This window comes from Gemmatimonadaceae bacterium (genome assembly GCA_019637445.1).
GTDB lineage: Bacteria > Gemmatimonadota > Gemmatimonadetes > Gemmatimonadales > Gemmatimonadaceae > Pseudogemmatithrix.
Genome location: JAHBVS010000001.1, coordinates 1,841,497 through 1,863,700 on the forward strand (window position 1 = coordinate 1,841,497; position 22,204 = coordinate 1,863,700).

At 68.2% G+C, this 22,204-nt stretch carries 13 protein-coding genes; 7 read left to right on the top strand and 6 right to left on the bottom strand.

Annotated elements, in window-relative coordinates; genetic code table 11:
- Window positions 1–107: 107 nt before the first annotated feature.
- On the bottom strand, window positions 108–692 hold the full coding sequence (locus KF709_08285; GenBank protein MBX3174398.1) for a rhomboid family intramembrane serine protease: 585 nt from the start codon (window positions 690–692) through the stop codon (window positions 108–110).
- Window positions 689–1,807, bottom strand: coding sequence for a site-2 protease family protein (locus KF709_08290; protein ID MBX3174399.1), 1,119 nt, complete (start codon window positions 1,805–1,807; stop codon window positions 689–691). Before KF709_08290 ends, KF709_08285 begins: the two co-directional genes overlap by 4 nt.
- A 108-nt stretch (window positions 1,808–1,915) precedes the next feature.
- On the opposite strand from KF709_08290, the gene KF709_08295 reads away from it, so the two are divergent.
- From KF709_08295 to KF709_08320, 6 genes are all read left to right on the top strand, one after another.
- A complete protein-coding gene (locus KF709_08295) occupies window positions 1,916–3,109 on the top strand; it encodes a beta-lactamase family protein (GenBank protein ID MBX3174400.1) in 1,194 nt (397 codons plus the stop codon).
- Window positions 3,110–3,182: 73 nt separating this feature from the next.
- Window positions 3,183–4,925 carry a DEAD/DEAH box helicase gene (locus KF709_08300; protein MBX3174401.1) on the top strand — a complete coding sequence of 581 codons (1,743 nt, stop codon included), beginning with the start codon at window positions 3,183–3,185 and terminating at the stop codon, window positions 4,923–4,925.
- Window positions 4,922–5,503 carry a hypothetical protein gene (locus KF709_08305; protein MBX3174402.1) on the top strand — a complete coding sequence of 194 codons (582 nt, stop codon included), beginning with the start codon at window positions 4,922–4,924 and terminating at the stop codon, window positions 5,501–5,503. The genes KF709_08300 and KF709_08305 overlap by 4 nt, the downstream gene beginning before the upstream one ends.
- 69 nt (window positions 5,504–5,572) lie before the next feature.
- Window positions 5,573–7,993, top strand: coding sequence for an ABC transporter permease (locus KF709_08310; GenBank protein ID MBX3174403.1), 2,421 nt, complete (start codon window positions 5,573–5,575; stop codon window positions 7,991–7,993).
- A gap of 78 nt (window positions 7,994–8,071) precedes the next feature.
- Window positions 8,072–8,590, top strand: a complete 519-nt coding sequence (locus KF709_08315; GenBank protein ID MBX3174404.1) for a DinB family protein — start codon at window positions 8,072–8,074, stop codon at window positions 8,588–8,590.
- 1 nt (window position 8,591) lies between these two features.
- Window positions 8,592–11,348 carry a UPF0182 family protein gene (locus tag KF709_08320; protein ID MBX3174405.1) on the top strand — a complete coding sequence of 919 codons (2,757 nt, stop codon included), beginning with the start codon at window positions 8,592–8,594 and terminating at the stop codon, window positions 11,346–11,348.
- Between the two features lie 221 nt (window positions 11,349–11,569).
- On the opposite strand, the gene KF709_08325 is transcribed toward KF709_08320, so the two are convergent.
- Window positions 11,570–14,872, bottom strand: coding sequence for a hypothetical protein (locus KF709_08325; protein ID MBX3174406.1), 3,303 nt, complete (start codon window positions 14,870–14,872; stop codon window positions 11,570–11,572).
- A 136-nt stretch (window positions 14,873–15,008) separates the two neighbouring features.
- Between KF709_08325 and KF709_08330 the strand changes: the two genes are divergently transcribed.
- On the top strand, window positions 15,009–16,019 hold the full coding sequence (locus KF709_08330) for a PDZ domain-containing protein (protein MBX3174407.1): 1,011 nt from the start codon (window positions 15,009–15,011) through the stop codon (window positions 16,017–16,019).
- Between the two features lie 6 nt (window positions 16,020–16,025).
- Here the strand turns inward: KF709_08330 and KF709_08335 are convergent, their stop codons facing one another.
- From KF709_08335 to KF709_08345, 3 genes are all read right to left on the bottom strand, one after another.
- Window positions 16,026–18,773, bottom strand: a complete 2,748-nt coding sequence (locus KF709_08335) for a hypothetical protein (GenBank protein ID MBX3174408.1) — start codon at window positions 18,771–18,773, stop codon at window positions 16,026–16,028.
- A gap of 123 nt (window positions 18,774–18,896) precedes the next feature.
- On the bottom strand, window positions 18,897–20,882 hold the full coding sequence (locus tag KF709_08340) for a potassium transporter Kup (GenBank protein ID MBX3174409.1): 1,986 nt from the start codon (window positions 20,880–20,882) through the stop codon (window positions 18,897–18,899).
- 95 nt (window positions 20,883–20,977) lie between these two features.
- Window positions 20,978–22,198: an ABC transporter permease gene (locus KF709_08345; GenBank protein ID MBX3174410.1), complete on the bottom strand. Its 1,221-nt coding sequence runs from the start codon at window positions 22,196–22,198 to the stop codon at window positions 20,978–20,980.
- Window positions 22,199–22,204 lie beyond the last annotated feature (6 nt).

The following is a 22,204-nucleotide window of genomic DNA, read 5'->3' on the forward strand; positions in this document are numbered from 1 at the left end:
TGAGCGAACTGCAACTGCATGCCACAGAGACACAGAGACACAGAGGGCTCGGCGTCAGTCTCGACACCTCTGTGCCTCTGTGTCTCTGTGGCAAAGCCGTTGAAGACCTAAATGAGCGCCCGAGACCTCTTGGCAAGCGCGCGCGCCGCCATGATGCCGCCGACGAAGCCGCCGAAATGCGCCTGCCAGCTGATGCCGGGTTGCCCGGGCATCACGCCGAGCACCACGCCGCCCCATAGCACGGTGACCAACACGCTGATCGCGATGGCGCCGAGTGAGCGTTGATACCAGCCGGCGAGCATCAGGAAGCCGAGGTAACCGAACACAACGCCGCTGGCACCGATATGCACACTGCCGGGCGCGCCGAGTGTCCAGGCGAAGATGCCCGCGCCGAGCATCGAGAAGATCGTCACAGGCACGAAGTGCTTCGCGTCGCGCAGCATCACCAGCCAGCCGAGGATGAGCAACGGGACCGTGTTGGCGATCAAGTGCTGCGGGGAGCCGTGGAGGAACGGCGCGAAGAAGATGCCCCAGAGGCCCTCGACGCTGCGCGGGCGGATGCCGAAGCGTGTGATGGCACCGCCGCTGGCCAGCTGGGCGCCGAAACCGGCCCACACGGCGGTCACGGAGCCGCCGAGCACCGTGGCCTGTTGCTTGAGCGTGCGGGCCGCCGCACGGACGACCGTCGTCATTGCGGGACCCGCTGGGTGGCGCGGCGCAGCAGCAAGTACTCCATCACGTTCTCCTGCGTGAGCAATCCGATGAGGCGTCCCTCCTGCACGACCGGCAGAGCCCGCTGCCGCGACTGCATCAGGCGCTCGAGCGCGGTCTCGGGCGGGAGGCTCGCCTCGAGTGTGGGGCCATCGCGGCGCATCACGTCTGCCACGGGATGGTCGCGACCGTGATCGTGCAGGCCGCGCACGAGGTCGTCGCGCGAGAGCATGCCGAGCAGTCGGTCGCCATCGACGACGGGGAAGTCGGCCTGGAAGCCATCGACGACCAGCTGTGCGGCTGTCGAGAGCGTATCACTGGGCCGCAGGATGCGCAGGTCCGTCATGGTCACACTACGCAGCGTCACGCCCTCAAGTGCCAACTGCGCGCGCACCTGTGCGGCCTCTCCCGCGCCGGCGAGCCACACGAATCCGGCGATCAGCACCAACAGCGGGCTGTTCACGACGAACACCGCAACGACGCCGAAGAGCAGCGCGAAGCCACGTCCCACGCGCGCGGCGGCCTCCGTGGCGCGGAGGTAGTCCTTCCAGCGCATAGCCAGCGCGGCGCGCAGCATGCGGCCACCATCCATCGGAAAGGCCGGCAGCAGGTTGAAGGCGATCAACCAGACGTTGATGCCGACGAGGCGTGTGGCCAAGCGACGGAGGTCAAAGCTGGGATCGGGCGCCACGAGCCCGCCGATGCCATTGAGCGGCGCGAATCCACCAGTGGCCAGCAGCGCCGCACCGATCGCGAGCGCCAGCACGACGTTCACCGCCGGTCCCGCGATGGCGATGACCAACTCCTGCCGTGGCTCGCGGGGGATGCGCTCGAGCCGCGCGAGGCCGCCGATCGGCAGCAGCGTGATGTCGCGCGTGACCACGCCGTAGCGTCGCGCTGCCAGTGCGTGCCCGAGCTCGTGCAGCACGACGATCAGGAATACCAGCAGCACCGTGCCGACCAACGAGATGGCGCCGCGCGGATCGCCGTCCAGCTGCCACTGCGCGAAGGCGATCCACGCCAGGAGCAGCGGGAACGTGAGGTGCACACGCAGGGGAATGCCGGCGAGCCGGCCGATGGGCCAGGACCAACGCATAGCTGCAAGGTAGTGGTGGAGCGGCGCACGGAGTGCCAGACTGTGCACATGCGTGATGCGATGCCCGACCGCGGATCCTGGCGTGGTGCTCGACTGGCGCGGGTAGCCATGACGGCTGCACTTGCCGCGTTCACGGCCTGTGCGGGCCGGGAGGCTGCGGACGGGGCGCCGGTGGAAGCCATCGGCACGGTGCGAGAGATCTACGACGGCACCCTCACACCAGATGCCGCGCGCCGCACCTTTCGAAACACCGAGCGACTCTTCGCCACCCGCGTTGTGCCGGCCGGTCCGTCGCCGCGCCAGCTCCCGTTACACGCGCAGGCGCAGCGCGACGTCTACGTGCCAGTCGGCGCGGACTCGCTGCCGCTCGACTCGGTGCTGGTGCTGAATCGCGTCACCGGCTTTCTCGTGCTGCGCGATGGGCAGGTACTGCTCGAACGCTATCGCGGTGGCAACACTGCCGAGACACGATGGATGTCGATGAGCGTCGCGAAGTCGGTCCTTGGCGTGTTGGTGGGTGCGGCGTTGCACGATGGCCACCTGCGCTCGCTCGACACGGCCATCACGGCCTTGGTGCCCTCGCTGCGCGGCTCCGCTTGGGAAGACGTGACGCTGCGCCACGCCATCGCGATGCGCTCGGGCCTGGCGTGGACCGAGGCTTACGCGGACAGCAGCTCGGATCGCCGGCGCCTGCTCGAGGCCCAGCTCGCACAACAACCAGGCGCCATGGACGCTGTGTTGCGCTCGCTGCACCGCGATGTTCCGCCAGGGACGCGCACGGTCTACAGCACGGGGGAGACACAGGTCGTGGCGATGGCCCTGCGCGCGGCGGTCGGGATGCCGCTCGCCGAGTATCTCAGTGCGCGTGTGTGGGGGCCGGCCGGAATGGCCCGCGACGCCGAGTGGTGGCTCGACGCACCCGGCGGCGTGGAGATCGGCGGAAGCGGCCTCGTCGCCACGCTGCGTGACTACGGACGCTTCGGCCAGTTCGTGCTGGAGCGCGGCATCGTGGGCCGCGACACGATCCTGCCTCCGTGGTATGTCGACTCCTTGGGCAGGAAGTCCGGGCAGGTCTTCGGTGCAGACTATTCCTACGGCTGGTTGTGGTGGCCGCTGACAAAGGAGCTGCCGGCCTCGCATAGGGCGTTCACGGCCGAGGGCATCCACGGGCAGTTCATTCTCGTGGACCCCTTGGCGCGCGTGGTCATCGTCCAGTGGGCGGCACGGCCAGAGGCGCAGGGCGGGGAACAGATCAGCGACTACGACGTGTTCGCCGCCGTCATCAGGGCCGCGATGCGCTGACGCTCGGATGGCGCCGACGGGCAGACGCCGCCGCCACCCGGCCTCGCGTTCCTGGCGAGGCTAGATTCCCTACATGACAACGCGCGCCGTGCCCGATCCCTCGCCCTCGGGCTTCAGCGCCCTCGGCCTCGACCCCCAAGTGCTCGCGGCGCTCGTCGCGCTGGGCTACGAGGAGCCGACGCCGATCCAGCGCGCGGCCATTCCGCCGCAGCTCGAGGGACGCGATGTGCTCGCGCAGGCCGCGACCGGGACCGGCAAGACTGCCGCGTTCGCCCTGCCGCTGCTGCAGCGTCTGCGTCCCGACGCGCCGCCCCGCGAACGCACCGCGGCGCTGGTGTTGGTGCCAACGCGCGAGTTGGCGATGCAGGTCGCCGAAGCCGTGTACCGCTACGGCAAGGGACTCGGGGTCGTGGCGCTGCCGATCTACGGTGGCGCGTCGATGGACGGGCAGATCCGCTCGCTCAAGCGCGGCGTCGACGTGGTGATCGCCACGCCGGGACGCGCCCTGGACCATCTCCGGCGGCGTACGCTGCACCTCGCCGGCGTACAGACCGTGGTGCTCGACGAAGCCGACGAGATGCTCGATATGGGATTCGCCGAGGACCTGGAGGCCATTCTCGCCGAGACGCCGGCGGAAAAGCAGGTCGCCCTGTTCTCGGCGACACTGGCCCCGCGGATCCTGGCGATCGCGCGTTCGCATCTGCGCGATCCGGAGACGATCAGCATCGAGCCGGAGGCGGTGAAGGCGGGCAAGGCCGCGAAGGTGCGCCAGGTGGCGTACATCGTGCCGCGGGCTCACAAGATGGCGGCGCTGGGCCGCATCCTCGACGTGGAGCAGCCGGAGAGCGCCATCGTGTTCTGTCGTACGCGCACCGAGGTGGACGAGCTCACCGAGACGCTCAACGCGCGAGGCTACTCGGCAGATGCGCTGCACGGCGGGCTTTCGCAGGACCAGCGCGACCGCGTGATGAAGCGTTTCCGCGCGCATACGTCTGACCTGTTGATTGCGACGGACGTCGCGGCGCGCGGACTGGATGTCTCGCACATCTCGCACGTGGTGAACTACGACGTGCCGTCGGCCGCCGAGGCGTACGTGCATCGCATTGGCCGCACCGGTCGCGCGGGGCGCAGCGGGACGGCCATCACGCTGGCGGAGCCGCGAGAGCATCGGTGGCTCAAGAGCTTCGAGCGGGCAACCGGCCGGCCGGTAGAGATCGCGCCGGTGCCGACTGTGGCGGATCTCAAGGCACGGCGTGCGGAGCTGGCGGCGGAGACGTTGCGCGCGACGATTCTCGATGGTGGGCTTGAGGAGTGGCGGCGCGTGGTGGCGGGGTTGGCGGCCGAGTTCGACCCGATGGACATCGCGGCGGCGGCGCTCAAGCAGGCTGGCAGCGCGGACCAGTCGGACGAGCAGGAGATTCCCGCGGCACCGCCGCCGCGCGAGCGGCATCCGGCGCGGGAGCGTGCGGCCGTACGGAAGGAACGTGCGGCAGACAAGGTCGCGGGGCGCGCGGGCGCCGCTGGCAGTGCCAAGTCCGGCGCCGCGGGCAAGTCGTCACGTGCACGAGGCGGTGCTGCGATGGCCAAGCTCTACGTGGGCGGCGGTCGCAAGCTGAAGATCCGGCCCGGCGATCTCGTCGGCGCGATTGCCAACGAAGCCGGCATCGATGCGGCGAGCATCGGGGGCATCACGGTCTTCGATCGCCACTCATTGGTTGAAGTGCCGGCCGGCGCGCTGGACGACATCATCGCTGCGCTCTCCGACGCCAAGATCAAGGGCAAGAAGCTCCAGGTGCGGCGCGACCGAGCGGTGTGAGCGTGTCGCTGCTTGGCGAGGACTCCCGCCGGGCACTGCGCGAGCGCTGGAACGAGAGCTCGCGGCACTATCATGGCGCACAGCATCTCGACGAGTGCCTGGCGCTGTTCGATCAGTATCGCGGACTGGCCCGCGACGCCGACGCCGTCGAGGCGGCGCTCTGGCTTCACGATGCCATCTACGACGCGCGGGCCGGGGACAACGAGGCCCGCAGCGCGGCCCTCGCGCGCGAGATGCTGTCGACCGAGGGCGTGGACGCGGCGCGCATCGCGCAGGTCGAGGCCATGATCCTCGCTACAACGCACGCGGCGATCTCGGCTGACCGGGACACGCGGCTACTCTGCGACATCGACCTTGCGGTGCTAGGGGCGACGCCCGAGCGCTTCGCCGAGTACGAACGCCAGGTGCGCGAGGAGTACGCCTGGGTACCGGGGCTCATCTACGGGCGGACCCGGGCCAAGATCCTCGAGCGGTTCCTGGAACGTCCAAGCATCTACCAGGTGCCGGAGCTCGCGGCCCGCTTCGAGGCGACGGCGCGGACGAACCTTCGGGATTCCATCGCCGCCCTGCGCGGCTGATTTCGGGCATTCTGAAACCCAGCGGAGCCTGCTGGGCGTAGGCGAGGGGGTCTACCACCCGACGCCCCAATGGAATCCCTGCTCCGCGACATCCGCCTCGGCCTTCGCTCCCTTCGCAAGAGCCCCGGCCTCTCGCTCGTCTCCGTCGTCGCCCTGACCTTCGGCATCGGCCTGACCACGATGATGTTCAGCATCGTGTACGGCGCCCTGCTGCGCGGGCTGCCCTACGAGGACGGCGACCGGATCGTGCTGGTGTACCGCGCGAACGCGGAGAACCCCAACAACCGCCAGTCGCTGCCGATCCAGGACTTCATGGACTATCGGGAGCAGCAGCAATCGTTCAGCCACTTCGGTGGCTACACGAGCGGCACGATGAACGTGACAGGCACGGATCGCGCAGAGCGGTACAGCGGGACTTGGGTGACGTCGGGGACGCTGGAGATGACGATGGTGCAGCCGGAGTTGGGCCGCACCTTCCGCAGCGGCGAGGACACCCCGGGCGGTCCGCAGGTTGCCGTGCTCGGCTATGCGATGTGGCGCGACCGCTATGGGCGCGATCCGAACATCCTCGGGCAGACGATCCGGGTGAACAGCATCCCCTACGAGGTTGTGGGCGTGATGCCCGAGGGATTCCGCTACCCGAACGAGAGCGACCTCTGGCTGCCGGCGCAGTACGACCATCTTGCCACCACACGTGGCCAAGGTCAGTTCCTGCAGACCATCGCCAAGCTCAAGCCGGGCGTGTCGCTTGACGCCGCCTCGGCCGACATGGCGACGATCGCCGGCCGACTGGCCGCGTCGTATCCGGAGACCAACGAGAACTTCACGGCGATGGCGCTGCCGTTCGTCCGCGGTGCCATCGGCGACGAGCCGCACCAGCTGCTTTACACGATGCTCGGTGCGGTCTTCTTCGTGCTGCTGATTGCCTGCGCCAACGTGGCCAACCTCCTCGTGGACCGGGCGGCGCATCGCAGCAAGGAAGTGGGGGTGCGCGCGGCCCTTGGCGCCTCACGCGGCCAGATCATCCGAATCTTCCTGTCGGAAGCATTCGTGCTCTCGATGCTGGGCACACTGTTCGGCGTCATTGTGGCGAAGCTCGGCATGGATGCGTTCAACCGCGCCATCGTCGACACGGACCCACCGTTCTTCATCCAGATCGACCTCTATCCGCCGGTGTTGATCTTCGCCATCGGCGTGTCGCTGTTGGCGACGATGCTCTCGGGGCTGATCCCCGCCTACCAGGCCTCGCGACCGGACATCGCGGAGGTGCTGAAGGACGAATCGCGCGGCGCCTCGAGCCTGCGCATCGGCAAGCTGAGCAAGGCGCTGGTGGTGTTCGAGATCGCGCTGTCCTGCGGCCTGCTCGTGGCAGCGGGACTGATGATCAAGAGCGTGCTGAAGGCCAACTCGCGCGACACGGGCTTTGCGATGGAGACGGTGTTCACCGCGCGCGTGGGCTTCCCGTCGTCGTATACGGACACGTTGATGCAGGCGCAGTTCTTTGAGCAGTTGAACGAGCGCGCCGCGGGCCTGCCGGGTGCCATATCTGCGACAATCGCGTCCGGCCTTCCGGGCGCGCAGCAGGGCCTGGGTGGCGACGCCGTGATGATCGACGGCGTGTCCTACGACCGCCCCGAGGACATCCCGAGCACGCGGATGGCATCGGTGACGCCCTCGTTCTTCCAGACGCTGGAGATCCCGCTACGTCAGGGCCGGTCCTTTGAGTCGAGCGACAGGGCGGGCGCGCTCGCGGTCGCCATCGTGAACGAGCGCTTCGCACGGCAGCATTTCACGGACGGCGAGGTGATTGGCCGCCGCATCCGCCTCGGCGGGCTGCAGAGCACGGAGCCTTGGCTCACGATTGTCGGCGTGGTGCCGGACATCTTTGCGGGCAGCCAGAACGATCCGCGACCGGCCATCGTCTTCCGCCCCTTCGCGCAGGCGCGCTCGCAGTTCGCCTACGTGACGATTCGGACGGCGGCGGACCCACTGACGCTCACGGCCCCGGTTCGTGAGCTGGTGGCGTCGATCAACCCGGACATCCCGATCTACTGGCCGATGACGCTGCGGGAAGCTGCGGCGCAGAACCTGTGGTTCGTGCGGATCTTCGGCACGATGTTCGCCATCTTCGGGATCGTCGCCTTGTTCCTTGCCAGCATCGGCCTGTATGCCGTGATGAGCTTCGCCGTGAATCGGCGTGCGCGTGAGGTGGGCATTCGGATGGCGCTGGGGTCGTCGCCGGCGCGGGTTGTGCGCCTGATCTTCAATGGTGGCGCCTGGCAGTTGGGCGTTGGCCTCGGCATCGGACTGGTGCTGTCGGCGGGGATCTCGCGACTGTTGGACATCATCCTGTTCGACGTGCAGCCGCTGGATCCTGCCGTGTTTGCGGGCGTCGCCTTTACACTGGCAGCGACGGGCGCCCTGGCCTGCCTGATCCCGGCGCGGCGGGCGACGTTGGTGGACCCTGCGGTGGCGATGCGGGCGGATTGACGGGTCAGAGTGCCCTTCGATAGTTAGTCGCCACCTCGTCCCGGGCGCCGCGCCTCGCGTCCGGGATTAGGTTCAGGTATGCCCCCCCGCGACCGCCTGCTCGACGCGCTGGCCCGCGCGCACGCGGGCGCCCCTTGGCACGGCCCCTCGCGCGCGGATGTGCTCCGCGACATCACCGCGCGCGAGGCGGCGTGGCGCCCAGCCGTCGACGCGCACACGATCTGGGAGCTCGTGCTGCACATGCGCAGTTGGACGCGCGAGGTGCTGCGACGGGCGCAGGGCGAAGTGCCAGGCGATCCCGAGGACGGCGATTGGCCGACGATGCCAGAGCCGGCGAACGCGAAGGCTTGGAAGCAGACGCTTGAGAGCCTCGAGGGCGCCCACTCCGCGCTCGCCAGCCACGTGGCCGCGATGGACGATGCGGCCCGTGCCGCGCAGGTGAAGGACCGGCCCTGGGACCCCCCGGGCCACGCCATCACCCAGCGCGCGATGATCCGTTCGCTGGCCGAACACGACGTCTACCACACCGGACAGGTGGCCCTGATGAAACGCCTCGCACGCGCGGCGCTTCGCGACGCGTCCCCCACGGAGTCCTGAGATGGCCCAATCCCCCGCCGCCGCCCAACGCCGCTTCGCGCTGCTCATCGTCGGCGTCGTTCTGCTCCTGCTTGCGATTCCGGCCGCCGCCTCGCGCATTACCGACTGGCTGTGGTTCCGCGAGGTCGGCTTCGAGCGTGTCTTCCTGCTCAAGATCGGCGCCCAGTGGGCGATGGGCGCCGTCGCCTTCGTGCTGGCGTTCGCGGCGCTCTTCGGCAACGCGCGCTTCGCCCTGCGCGGGATGGAACGCTCGGCGGAAAGCATCGTGGTGCTGGCCGAGGGCGGGCAGCGCACGCGCGCAAGCTTCCTCGTGAAGTTGGCGCAGGTCGCGGTGCTGCCGGCGTCGCTGCTGCTCTCGTTCCTCACTGCCACAGGGATTGCGGGCCAGTGGCGCACGGTGCTGCAGTTCATCCATCGCACGCCGTTCAACGCGACGGATCCCGTCTTCGGGCGTGACATCGCGTACTACGTGTTCACGCTGCCGGCGCTGCAGCTGGGCATCGATTTCGTCTGGGGCCTGGTGTTCATCGCGCTGGTGGCGGTGGCCGTGCCGATCTACTTCGTGCGCGGGGACATCACGTTCCGCGTGGCACGCCTGTCGATCGAGCCCGAGGCGCAGACGCACCTCGCCACGCTCGCGGCGCTGTGGCTGCTGCTGGCGGCGCTGCGGACTTGGGCCGTGCGCATCCCCACGCTGTTGCTGTCCACGCATACGCCCCTCGTGGGTGCCAGCTGGACGGACCTGCACGTGCGGTTGCCGGGCCTTCGCGCGCTCGCCGTGTTCCTCGTCTTTGCGGCGGCGCTGATGGTGTTGCGCTCGCGGCGGCCCGCCTTCGTGCGCACGTTGGTCCTCGTGGTCGCGGCGAACCTGTTGTTCACCGCCGCGGTCAACGGTGTGGTGCCGGCGCTCGTGCAGCGCCTGGTGGTGCAGCCCAACGAACTGGCGCGCGAGACGCCGCAGATCCAGCACCACATCGCGGCCACACGCGCCGCCTGGGGGCTCGATAGCGTCGAACGCCGTGAGCTCGACGCCAACCAGCAGCTCTCGGCGCGCGACATCGCCGCCAACCGCGCGACGATTGACAACATCAGGCTCTGGGACCGCGAGCCGTTGCTGCAGACCTTCGGGCAACTGCAATCGATCCGCACGTACTACGATTTCGTGGGCGTGGACGACGACCGCTATACGGTCAACGGCGAGATGCGCCACGTGCTGCTCTCGGCACGCGAGCTGGACCCGGCCTCGCTGCCGACGCGCACCTTCGTCAACGAACACCTGACCTTCACGCACGGGATGGGCCTTACGCTCGGACCCTCAAACGAGGTGACGGCCGAGGGCCTGCCGGTGCTGTGGATCAAGGACCTGCCGCCGTCGTCGAGCATCGCCACGCCGGTGACTCGTCCACAGATCTACTTCGGCGACCTGCCGCGGCCCTTCGTGCTGGCGCCGTCGCGGCAGCGCGAGTTCGACTTCCCATCAGCCGAGGGCGACGAAGCCGAGTACTCGACATACACGGGTGGGGCTGGTGTGCCGGTGAACGCGCTGTGGCGGCGGCTGGCCTTCGCGCTACGCTTCGGCTCGATGAACATCCTGCTCTCCTCGGACCTGCAGGAGAACACGCGGGTGATCTTCCACCAGCACGTGCGCGAGCGCGCCGCGCTGGCGCTGCCCTTCGTGGACTTCGACAGCGATCCATACCTGGTGGTCAGCGACAGTGGCCAGCTGAAGTGGATTCTCGATGGCTATACGTCATCGGATCGTTATCCGTACTCGGCGCGCATGGCCGGCGGGGTCAGCTACCTGCGCAACAGCGTGAAGGTGGTGATCGACGCCTACGAGGGCACGGTGCAGGCATATCTCACCGATCCGTCGGATCCGCTGATTCAGACCCTGGCGAAGATCTATCCGCGCGTGTTGATCCCCTTCGAGGAGATGCCGGCGGACATCCGGGCGCACGTGCGGTATCCCGAGGACCTGTTCCGCGCGCAGACCTCGCTCTACGCCACGTTCCATATGACGGACCCGGAGACCTTCTACCACCGCGAGGACCAGTGGCAGGTGCCGCCGGACCAGCGCGGTGGCGTGCGGGGTGGCTATGCCCGGCACATCGTGATGCGCCTGCCGGGAGAGGAGAACGCCGAGTACCTGTTGATGCGGCCCTTCACGCCGCGGCAGAAGGACAACCTCGCGGCCTGGATGGTGGCGCGGAACGACGGCGATCAGTACGGGCGGTTGATTGCGATGCGCTTCCCGCGGCAGAGCCTGGTGTTCGGCCCGACGCAGATTGCGAACCGCATCAACCAGGATACGGAGGTCTCGCAGCAGATCTCGCTGTGGGACCAGGGCGGCTCGGAGGTCATCCGCGGCGAGCTGCTGGTGATCCCGGTGGAGGCGTCGCTGCTCTATGTGCAGCCGATCTACCTACGCGCGCAGGGCGGCAAGATTCCTGAGCTCAAGCGCGTGGTGGTGGCGCACGAAGGTCGGGTGGTGATGCAGGAGACGCTGGATGCGGGGTTGCGTGCGCTTTTCGGCGACGGGGCGGGCTCCACGCGTCCCGCGGTTCGGCCTACGCAGGCTGCGGTGCCTGGTGTGCAGTTGCCGGCTACCGGCGTGTCACCCGAGCGCGATGCGCTCATCCGGCAGGCGCTGCAGCACTACGACCGTGCCCGCGCGGCGCAGCGTGCTGACGACTGGGCAACGTACGGCGAGGAGATGCAGCGGCTCGGCGAGGTGCTCAGGCGGTTGCGGCAGCCGTGAGATCTGTGCGCTGAGTCTTTGCCACAGAGGCACAGAGACACAGGGGGTTGGGTGCGCGCGTTGGCCTCTGTGTCTGGTCTAGAAGGAATTTAAAAGGGGGCCGGCGGAAAGCTCTCTCCGCCGGACCCCCTTTGACGTTGCCGTTGGCCTAGACACCGAGGCCTACTCGCGTTCCGACATCTCTGTGTCTCTGTGCCTCTGTGGCCAGCAGTTACAAGACTCTACTTCCGCCCGGGCGTCCAAGGCGCCCCCTGCCGCTCGGCCTCCCGCTCCAACCGCGCGAGGTCTTCGGCAATGAATGCATCCAGCGCCGCCTTGATCCCGGGATGCTCCCGCGCAACGATCGCGAGCTGTTCGCGCTGTGTGCCCGTCGGCGGCGCCAGCGTGCCACCAAATGATGCCGCGCGGTTCATGCGGCCCAGCAACGAGGTCATCGTCGGCTCGGAGTAGCGGCCCGGCGTGTTGTCACCGCTCAGGCGCTGGCGGATCTCACGCAGCTTGGCCTGCGCCGCGCGCACGTCTGCGTCGAGCGTCGTCGTGGCCGTGATGCGGTCCACCGCTGTCTGCAGCGCATCGAGCTTGCTGCTCGTCTCGGCCATCAGCGCGTTCGTGCCCAGCACCTGCCGCTGCAGGGCCTGCGCGTCGCGCTGGTAGGCCACTGCCTCAGCACGCTGCGCCACCGTGATCGTGGCGTTCGGGAGCAGTTGCACCTCGAACGGCGTTGGCTGCGTCAGCGCCGTGCGCGTACCGGCCACGCGCTTGAAGATCTGCACTCGGTAGGTGCCCGGCACGACGTAGGGTCCGTTTCCGCCGCGCGCAGCGTTGGCGTTTCCGCCCCCACCGCCCCCACCGCCGAATCCGCCGAAGCCTCCGCCCTGGCCACCAACCGGCGCCATCGACGGCCAGCGCAGGTTCCAGGTCACACGGTTCGTGCCGGCGCTATTGCCGCCGTCGAAGCGTGAGACCACCGCGCCGCTCGCATCCGTGATCTCGATCTCCACGCTCGGCGCCTCCTCGTCCTGCTCGGCCTTGAGCGCGTCCCAGCCCGGGAAGGGCACGTCGGCACCGCTGCGATTCAGCCCCTGCTCGCGCTGCTGGCGCTGCTGCCGCGCCGAACGGTAGGTGCTGCGCAAGTGGTAGGTGAAGGTCGCGCCCACGGGCGGATTGCGCACGAAGTAGTGCGCGGCGCCCTGGAAGGACTCGTCATTACCGCCCAGCGGGGAATCGCCGAGGAACATCACGGCGGGTCGCGTGGGGAACAGCGTCAGCTCGGCGCGCAGCGCCGCCGGGTTCAACGCACGCATCGGCGCGTAATCGTCCAGCACGTAGTTGCCGCGCCCGAAGGTCGCCACCACGAGGTCGTTCAACTCCGGGTGGATGGCGATGTCGCGCACCGGGATCGGCGGCAGGCCGCCGCGCAGCTGCTGCCAATTGGCGCCATCGTCAAAGCTCACAAAGAGCCCGAACTCCGTGCCGGCGAACAGCAAGCCGGCGCGCACTGGATCCTCCTTCACCACGTGGATGGAGCCGCGCTCCGGCAAGTTCGCGGAGATGTTCTGCCAGGTGCGGCCGCGGTCACGCGAGCGCAGCACATATGGCTTGAAGTCACCGCGCTTGTAGTTGTTGAGTCCGGCGTACACGACGTTGGCGTCGTGCGCCGAGGCCGTGAGGTAGGCGACGTACGAGGTGTCGGGCACGCCCGGGAAGCGCTCGATGCGCCGCCACTCGCCGCCGCCGTTCTCGCTCACCTGGATGAGGCCGTCGTCGGTGCCCACATAGAGCAGGCCCTCGGCGCGCGGCGACTCCGTGAGCGCCGTGATGTTGCCGTTGTACGACGTGGACGTGTTTCGGTTTACCGCATCCACGCTCCACAGACGACCCTGCATCTTGAGCGATGTGCGCGGGATGTTGCGGGTCAGGTCTGGCGACACCGCCGTCCACGCACCGCCGCGGTCCTCGGACTTCCACAGGCGCTGCGAGGCGAAATAGATGCGCGTGTTGCGATGTGGTGAGATCGTGATCGGTGAGTCCCAGTTCCAGCGGGAGGGATCCTCGCCCGGCGCCTCCTCGGGCACGATGCGCACCGACTCGCCCGTGCGGCGGTCGAAGCGCACCAGGCCGCCATTCTGCGACTCGGCGTAGATCGTGTTCGGGTCCGTGGGATCCACGCGACTCTGGAAGCCGTCGCCACCGTTGGTGACGAACCAGTCGGCGTTCACCAGCCCGTTGTCGCTGTTGCTGCGCGCCGGGCCGCAGAAGGAGTAGTTGTCCTGCGTGCCGCCGCAGACGATGTAGAACGGCGCCTCGCGGCTGATGTCGATCTTGTACATCTGCGCCAGCGGGAGATTCTCGAAGAAGCGATACGTCGCGCCGGCGTCGAAGGACTCGTAGAGACCGCCGTCCGAACCGATCAGGATGTGCTGCGTGTCATCCGGATCCACCCACACAGCGTGGTTGTCCACGTGCTTTCCGTCTTCGCCGAGCGCGGAGAAGGTGCGGCCGCCATCGTTCGAAACCTGGGTGCGCACGTCCACCGAGTAGACGCGGTCCGGGTTCACGGGGTCGACCCAGATCTCCTGGTAGTAGAGCCCGATGGTGGAATGCGAGCCGCGGCGCGACCAGCTGGCCCCGCCGTCCTCCGAGCGGAAGGTGCCACCGCGGCTCTGCGCCGCCTCGGCGATCGCGTACACGATGTTCGGCTGCGAGGCCGAGCGCGCGAGGCCGATGCGGCCCTCGCCGCTGGGCACGGTGGAGAGCTGCTTCCAGGTCAGGCCGCCGTCGGTGGAGCGGTGCAGGCCGCTCTCCGGGCCGCCAGCGAGGTAGCCGAACACGTGGCGATGGCGCTGCCAGGTCGCGGCGAGGAGGTGATCCGGATTGCGCGGGTCGAGATCCACGTCCGTGACGCCGGCCCACTTCTCACCGGAAAGAATCTTGGACCAGGTCTCGCCGCCGTCGGTGGACTTGTAGAGGCCACGCTCGCCGCCCTCGCTCCACAGCGGGCCCTGCGCGGCTACATACATCACCTTGGAGTCGCGAGGATCGAACACGATCTTCGCGATGTGCTCCGACTCGCGCAGGCCCTTGTGCTGCCAGCTGCGACCGCCGTCCTCAGACTTGTAGATGCCGTTGCCGTAGCTCACCGAGCGCTGGGCGTTGTTCTCGCCGGTGCCGACCCAGACCACATTCGGGTTCTTGGGGTCGAGCACCACCGTGCCAATGGAGTACACGTCCGTCTGCGAATCGAAGATCGGCGACCAGGTGGTGCCGGCGTTCTCCGTCTTCCAGACGCCGCCGGAAGCGACGGCCACGTACCAGGTGCGCTTGTTCGGATGCACGGCGATGTCGCCGATGCGGCCGGAGTAGGTGGCGGGTCCGATGCTGCGGAAGCGGAAGCCGCCGAGCGCGGAGGACGGGATGCCGGTGGTGGAGTCGGAGCCACCCTGGCCGCCGCCACGCGCGGGGCGGGCCTGGGCACTCAGCGAGAGGGCTGGGACGAGCAGGAACAGGGCGAGGGTCTTGCGCATCGTCTCACGGGAGGAAGTGAGGGGCTGGACACTTCGGCCCGCCGGGCGCGGGCATAGGGATTCTACGCCCTGAGGCAACCATCCGCTGGGCCTTCCGTGACGGAATGGGCGAACCCTAGACACACAGGACCGCACCATGACCAAACTCTTGAAGGTCGCCGCCGTGCTCGCGGCCGCCATCCCGCTCACCGCCAGCGCGCAGGACGTGCGCATCCGCACCGCGCCGCGCGTGGAAGAGCGCATCCTGATGCCCAGCCGCATCGAGCTGCTGCGCAGTGATCGGCTGATGCTCGGCATCACCACTTCCTCGGACTCGGAGCGCGCCGACACGCTCGGCCTGCTCGTCGAGGATGTGTACGACGACTCGCCAGCGGCCAAGGCCGGCATCAAGGAAGGCGACCGTCTCCAGTCCATCAACGGCACCAGCCTGCGCGCCAGCGCCGGCGACGCCGGCTACGACGACTACGAGGGCATCCTCTCGCGGCGCCTGACGCGGGAAATGGCCAAGGTGAAGGAGGGCGACGAGGTCGACCTTCGCGTCTACTCCGGCGGCAGCGCGCGCAACGTCAAGATCAAGCCCGTGAAGTCCTCGGAGTTCATGAAGGAGTCGATGGCCTTCGGCTTCGTGCGTCGCAACGATGATCGCGCGATGCTCGGCGTCACCATCTCCAGCACGGGCAGCCCGCGCGACACGCTCGGCGTGTTCGTCTCGAGCGTGACCAGCGGTGGGCCGGCTGAGAAGGCGGGCATCATCGAGGGTGATCGCATTGCCTCGGTAAACGGCGTCAGCGTGCGCGTGGCCCGTGAGGATGCGAACGACCCGGCCGTCGGCAGCGCGAAGGCGAACCGCCTGCTGCGCGAGCTTGAGAAGCTCAAGGCCGGCGATGTGGCAGAGCTGGTGGTGGTGACCGCGGGACGCTCGCGCACCGTGCGCGTGACCACGGTGAAGGCCAGCGATATGCCTGGTGGTTCCGGCGGTGCCTACTTCGAGCTCTCGCCCAGCGTGGAGAGCACACTGCGCCGATATAACAACAGCGCGGGCGGCGTGTGGTTCACTCCAACCCCACCGACGCCGCCCACGCCTCCGACTCCGCCCGCGCCGCCTGCCGCACCGACGCGGTTCCGGACCCGGATCGTGACGATCTAACGTTCGCTAGAAACTGCTGCCCAGCAGCACCGCATTCAGCACGAGCCGGTCGAGCGCGCGCCACCAGCCCCGGAACATCGGGTCAGAGGTGAACATCACCACGTTGCCGCGCCCGACCCGCTCCTGCGCGATGAACACGCTGCCCCGCAGCTTGCGCTCGGAGTTGTTGGGGAACACAAAGCCGCCGCGCCGCAGCGTGCCCTCGGTGGGGAACACCGCCACGTTCCCGCCGTCCTTCGACAGCGTGTAGAACGAGCTGCCGCCCACGAGCACGGGGAATCGCCGCTCCTCCATGCCGAGCGTCACCCAGCTCGTCATGTCCAGCACGACATCGAAGTGGCTACCCGGCAGGTCCGCGATGTCCTCGGCGCAGGCGTTCGGACTGGCCGTCGTGCGCAGTGAGTCCAGCGGCGCGAGCTCGGCGGGCGCGGGCTTCAGGTCCTTCTTCTCCTCGCACTGGATGCGACGCACCGACGTGAGCCCGACGTCCTCGCGCGTCGCCCACTGCGTGGCGCCGCCGAAGGTCACCAGCGCGCCGCCGCCCTCGACCCAACGCTTCAGGTTGGCGCCGTTGCCCAGGCGTCCAAGCCCGCCGCTGGGGATGATGATCGCGTTGAACGCCGAGAGGTCGCCGCCGAGTGCGTCGGCGGAGATGGGCGTGAACTTGAGGCCATAGCGCTGCTCCAGGTTCCACCACAGCGCGCCATAGCTGGTCTGCGAGATGCCCGCGTCGCCGACGATGGCGATCTTCGGTTCCTCGAGCGCGACCACGACTCCCGAGCCCGTGCCGTACTGTGCCGACTCCGGGAAGGCGGTGTTCACGCCACGCACCTCGACGCCGGACTCACGCGCGAGTGCGTCGATACGCGCAGCCATCGACGCATCGTTGCGGCCGACGCGCGCCACCCAGGTGCCGCGCGGCCAGTTCGTCGCGCCGGTCTGGATCGGCTCGGCGGCAATCGACACACGGTAGCCCTCCTGCAGCAGGTGTGCGGCCAGCTTGGCCGCGCCGTGTCGGTCGTTCTTCCACAGGAATGCCGAACGCGCATCGCGGCCGTCGACGATGCCACCGTTGATGGCGTGCGGCAGCACTTCGCCATTCAGGCGCACACCGTTAGTGAGCGAGAGCGCCGTGGCGTTCACCGACGGCGCGTCCTCGGTCCAATAGGCATCGACACCGAAGGCAATCGGCAGCGCCCAGGCGGAGATGTCGTAGAACTCGTAGAACTCTGAATCGTTGGCGTTGCGGGAGCGCTGCTGGTTGCGCTGGAACTTGTCGACCTGCGCCTGGGCAAAGACGGGGTCGAGCTCGGGGTCTGGCTCAAGCACGGCCTTGGCGAGCTTGCCCTGCGGCTGGGCCAGGTCGACGATGTAGGAGCCAGCCGGGAACTGCCGCGCCCGCGCGCCGTCACTGCGGTAGCTCGCGGCCTTGCTGCTGTTGAACGACGCATCGGCGCGCGACACCTCGATGCCGGCGCGAAGCAGCGCGGCCGCGAGTTCGGCGGCGCGCGCAGGGTCGTTGCCTGGCAGGAACACCACGCGCTTCATGGTGCCGTTGCGGCCCTCGGTCACGGCGCGCGAGCGGAAGGCGGCGTAGTCCCGCACCAATCCGCGCACGGAGTCCGCCGAGGTCTCGAAGGTGGACACAGCGGCCACGAAGTGCTTGCTGATGCCGTCGCGCAGCGAGAGCAGCGTGCCGTCCTCGCGGCGCTTCAGCAGCGCGGGGCCACCGTCGGTTTCATACGTCGTGCCCATCGCGCCCGTCAGCGAGGGCCAGGAGTCGTAGTAGCCGGGATAGTAGAGGTCGAAGGCATCACGCACGAAGTACAGCCAGCCATACCGATCGAAGGCCGCTGCGTTGCCCCGGCCAATCGCCTCCGACCACTTGTAGGGCCACTGCGAGATGTTCGCGTTCACCGGCCGCGCCGCCGGCGCCATGTAGAACGTGCTCGTGTAGCCGTGCAGGTCGGCGGTGATCATCGGGTGCCAGCGCAGCATGCCACCCACGATGGCCTGCACCTCGCGCTGCGTCATCGCCATCAGGTCGCGGTTCATGTCGAACCGGTAGTGGTTGAAGCGCCCGCTGATGCTCCACGGCTGGTTGCGCTGCTGCTCGAGCGAGAGGCGCTCCGGACTGCCGACGGCGATGGAGTTGCTCCACACCGAGAAGCGCTCGTGGCCGTCGGGGTTGGAGCTGGGATTGATGATCACCAGCGCATTGCGCAGCCGCGCCAGCGTGGCCGGGTCCTCGGAGGCCGCGAAGTGATACAGCAGCTGCATCGAGGCCTCGAAGCCCGGCACCTCGTCGCCGTGCACGGAGCCGGAGAACCACACCACGGTCGGCGTACGCGCAATCACCGCATCAAGCTGTGCCTGCGTGGCACCGCGCGGGTCGGCGATGCGGTCCAGGTCCGCCTTGATGGCGTCCAGCCGCGCGATGTTCTCCGCCGTGCTCACGATGTAGATGCGCATCGTGCGCCCTTCGTTCGTGACGCCGATCTCCTCGACGCGCACGCGGTCCTGCGCCGCCTGGGCGATGGCCAGCAACACGCGCTCCTGCTGGTGGTACTGCGTGTGGCGCGCGCCGACGTTGTAGCCGAGCACCGACTCCGGCCGCGGGACGCTGCTCCGGTAGGGGCCGCCGGAGTAGAACGAGAAGTTCCGGTCGTCGCGGAGGGAGTCGAGGGGGGCGCGCTGGGCGGGAAGCGCGGGGGCCAGCAGTGCAAGAGAGAGTGCGGCGGCGATCAAACGCATGGTGGTTGGGCTGGGTGCGGGGTGATTCGACGCGGGACGGAAGACGGAGGACGAAGGACGAAGGCAAACGGCGAACTCAGACCTCCGTGAGCGCTGTCGTTCTCTTCCGTCCTCCGTCGGAAGCTAAAACTCAATCTGCGTGCCCAGCTCCACCACCCGATTCGGCGGCAGCTGGAAGTACTGCGTCGCCCCTCGCGCGTTGCGCGCCATGAAGGCGAAGATCTTCTTGCGGACGATGTTCATCGACAGCCCGCCCTTCTTCCACGGCCCGCGGCGCGCAATCAACTGCTCGCGGCCGAGGAAATAGCTGGTGTCCAGCGGGCGCGCCGCAATGCCGCTGTCGCGGCAGCGCTGGAGAATCTCCTTCACGTCCGGCGACTCCATGAAGCCGTACACGGCCACCACGCGGAACACGCCGTGGCCCAGGGCCTCGATGAACACGCGCTCCTCGCGCCGGGTCTCGGGCACGTCGGCGGTCTGGATCGACAGGATGATGACTGTCTCGTGCAGCACCTTGTTGTGCTTGAGATGGTGCAGCAACACCACCGGCACACCGAGCGGCTCCGAGGTCATGAATACAGCAGTGCCCGGCACGCGCGTCTTCGGTGACTCGCCAAGGTCCGAGATGAAGTGCTCCATCGGCAGCGTCTGCTCCTTCATCCGCTCCGACAGGATCGCGCGGCCACGCTTCCAGGTGGTCATCAGCGTGAAGATGCCGATGGCCACCACAATCGGGACCCAGCCGCCGTGCACGAACTTGAGCGCGCTGGCGCCGAACAGGGCCGCATCAACCGCGAGGAACACCGTGAAGAACAGGGCCGCCTTCCACGGTGCCCATTCCCAGCGCCGCAGTGCGATGATGAAGTACAGCGTGGTGCCAAGGATGAACGTCCCCGTCACCGCAATGCCGTAGGCCGCGGCCAACGAGGCCGAGGAGCGGAAGCTCAGCACCATCACCAGCGTGCCGATGAACAGCGCGTTGTTGATCTCGGGGATGTAGATCTGCCCGAACTCGCGCGCCGACGTGTGCGTGATCGTCATCCGCGGGCTGTAGCCCAGCTGGATGCACTGCTGCGTGATCGAGAACGCGCCCGAGATCATCGCCTGCGAGGCGATGATCGTGGCCACCGTGGCCAGCGCGATCAACGGATACAGCATGGCACGCGGCGCGAGCAGGAAGAACGGGTTCTCCACCGCCGCCACATCGCGCAGGATCAGCGCGCCCTGGCCGAAATAGTTGAGCAGCAGCGCGGGCAGCACCATCGCGAACCAGGCCAGCCGGATGGGCTTCTTCCCGAAGTGCCCCATGTCCGCATACAGCGCCTCGGCGCCGGTCACCACCAGCACCACGGCACCGATGACGAGGAATCCCGGCAGCCCGTTGTGCGCGAAGAACTTCACGGCGTACCAGGGGTTGATCGCCGCCAGGATCTCCGGTGCCTTCACAAGTTCCTTCGCACCCAGCACCGCGAGCACCAGGAACCACACGAAGGTGACGGGCCCGAACAGCGCGCCGACCTTGGCCGTGCCGAAGCGCTGGCCGACAAACAGCGCCACCAGGATGGCGATCGAGAGCGGCACGATAGCCGGGTGGAAGGCCGGCGAGACGACCTCGAGGCCCTCCATCGCCGAGATGACGGAGATGGCTGGCGTGATCATGCCGTCGCCATACAACAGCGCCGCCCCCATCAGGCCCAGTGCGATCACCAGGAACCTGCGGGAGCGGCGGGTGGGCTCCTTCTGGAGCAGGAGGGCGAGCATCGCGAGAATGCCGCCCTCGCCGCGATTGTCGGCCTGCAGGATGAAGACGATGTACTTGATCGTCACCACCAGCAGCAGGGCCCAGAGAATCAGGCTGAGGATCCCGTACACATTCTCTGGAGTCGGCTGGAGCCCGTACTCGGGGCTGAAGCACTCGCGTAGCGCGTAGAGTGGGCTGGTACCGATATCCCCGTACACGACGCCGAGGGCGCCGAGGGACAGGATGGCGAGGCGCTTCCCGTGTGGGTTGGCCTCGACGTGCACGCGCTCCGGCGGCTTATACTCGGCGGTCAGGCGCGGAATCGACTGGCGCGGCTCTGAATCGCCTGGCTTGGGTTGGTCCGACATTGATGGACGCTGAATCTAGCCGAAAAGCAGGAGGGGCGACGCCGGCCTGCTCGTCGCCCCTCCATAATGTAACGCGTGGCCCCGCCGCTGCCGGACTACTCGTAGCGCAGCGCGACGATGGGGTCCAGCCCAGCCGCCCGGCGTGCCGGATAGACGCCGAAGACCAGCCCGACAAAGGCCGAGAACCCGAAGGCGAGCCCCACGGAGCTGGCGCCGACCTGCGTGCTCCAGCCCAGGAACTTGGTGAAGCCCATCGCCCCGCCGGCCCCGACCGCGATGCCCAGCGTGCCGCCGACCAGGCAGAGCACGATGGCCTCGATGAGGAACTGGAACAGGATGTTCAGCCGCGTGGCGCCGAGCGCCTTGCGGATGCCGATCTCGCGCGTGCGCTCGGTGACCGACACCAGCATGATGTTCATGATGCCGATCCCGCCGACGAGCAGCGACACCGCGGCGATGCCGGCCAGCAGCATCGAGAACACCTGCGTGGTCTCGCCCAGCGTGTTCAGGAAGTCGGCCTGGTTGCGTATCTGGAAGTCGTCCGGACGCTCCGGGCGCAGCTTGTGCTCGCGCCGCAGGATGCGCTGGATGTCCGCCATGGTTTCCGGGATCTCGGCCTCGCTGGGGGCGAGCACGGAAATCGAACGCAGGCGGTTGGAACCCATCACACGGAAGCGCGCCGTCTGGATGGGGATGAGGATCTGGTCGTCGGGGTTGTTGAACGGGCTGGCCTGTCCCTTCGACTTGTAGGCGCCCACGACCGTGAACTGGATGCCGCGGATGCGGATGTTCTCGCCCACGATGCCGTCCGCGCTCTGCAGGCCGAGGTTCTGCCACACCTGCGGGCCGACAACTGCAACGCGCTGGCGGCTCAGGTCTTCGCCGTTGGTGAAGAAGCGACCGGACTCGATCTCATACTTGCGGACCTCCGGATAGTTGGAGGTCGTGCCGACGACCTGCGTGCCGGCGTTCTTGTTGACGAACTGCACCTGCAGGTTGGACGACATCTCGGGCTGCACGGCCGCGATCTTGGTGCCGCGCGCCTCGAGGGCGTCCGCGTCCTCCATCAGGAGCCGGGAGCGGACGTCGAAGGACATCACGCCGCCCGTGCGGGCCTGCCCGGGGGAGACGGTGAGCAAGGTGGTGCCGAGCGAAGAAATGCGGTCATTGACCGCCTGCTGGGCGCCGCGTCCGAGGGCCACGACCGCGATCACCGCCGACACGCCGATCACGATGCCGAGCATCGTGAGCAGCGAGCGGAGCTTGTTCGCGCGCAGCGCCCCGAGGGCGACGCGAATGGTTTCGCCGAACAGCATGGGTGG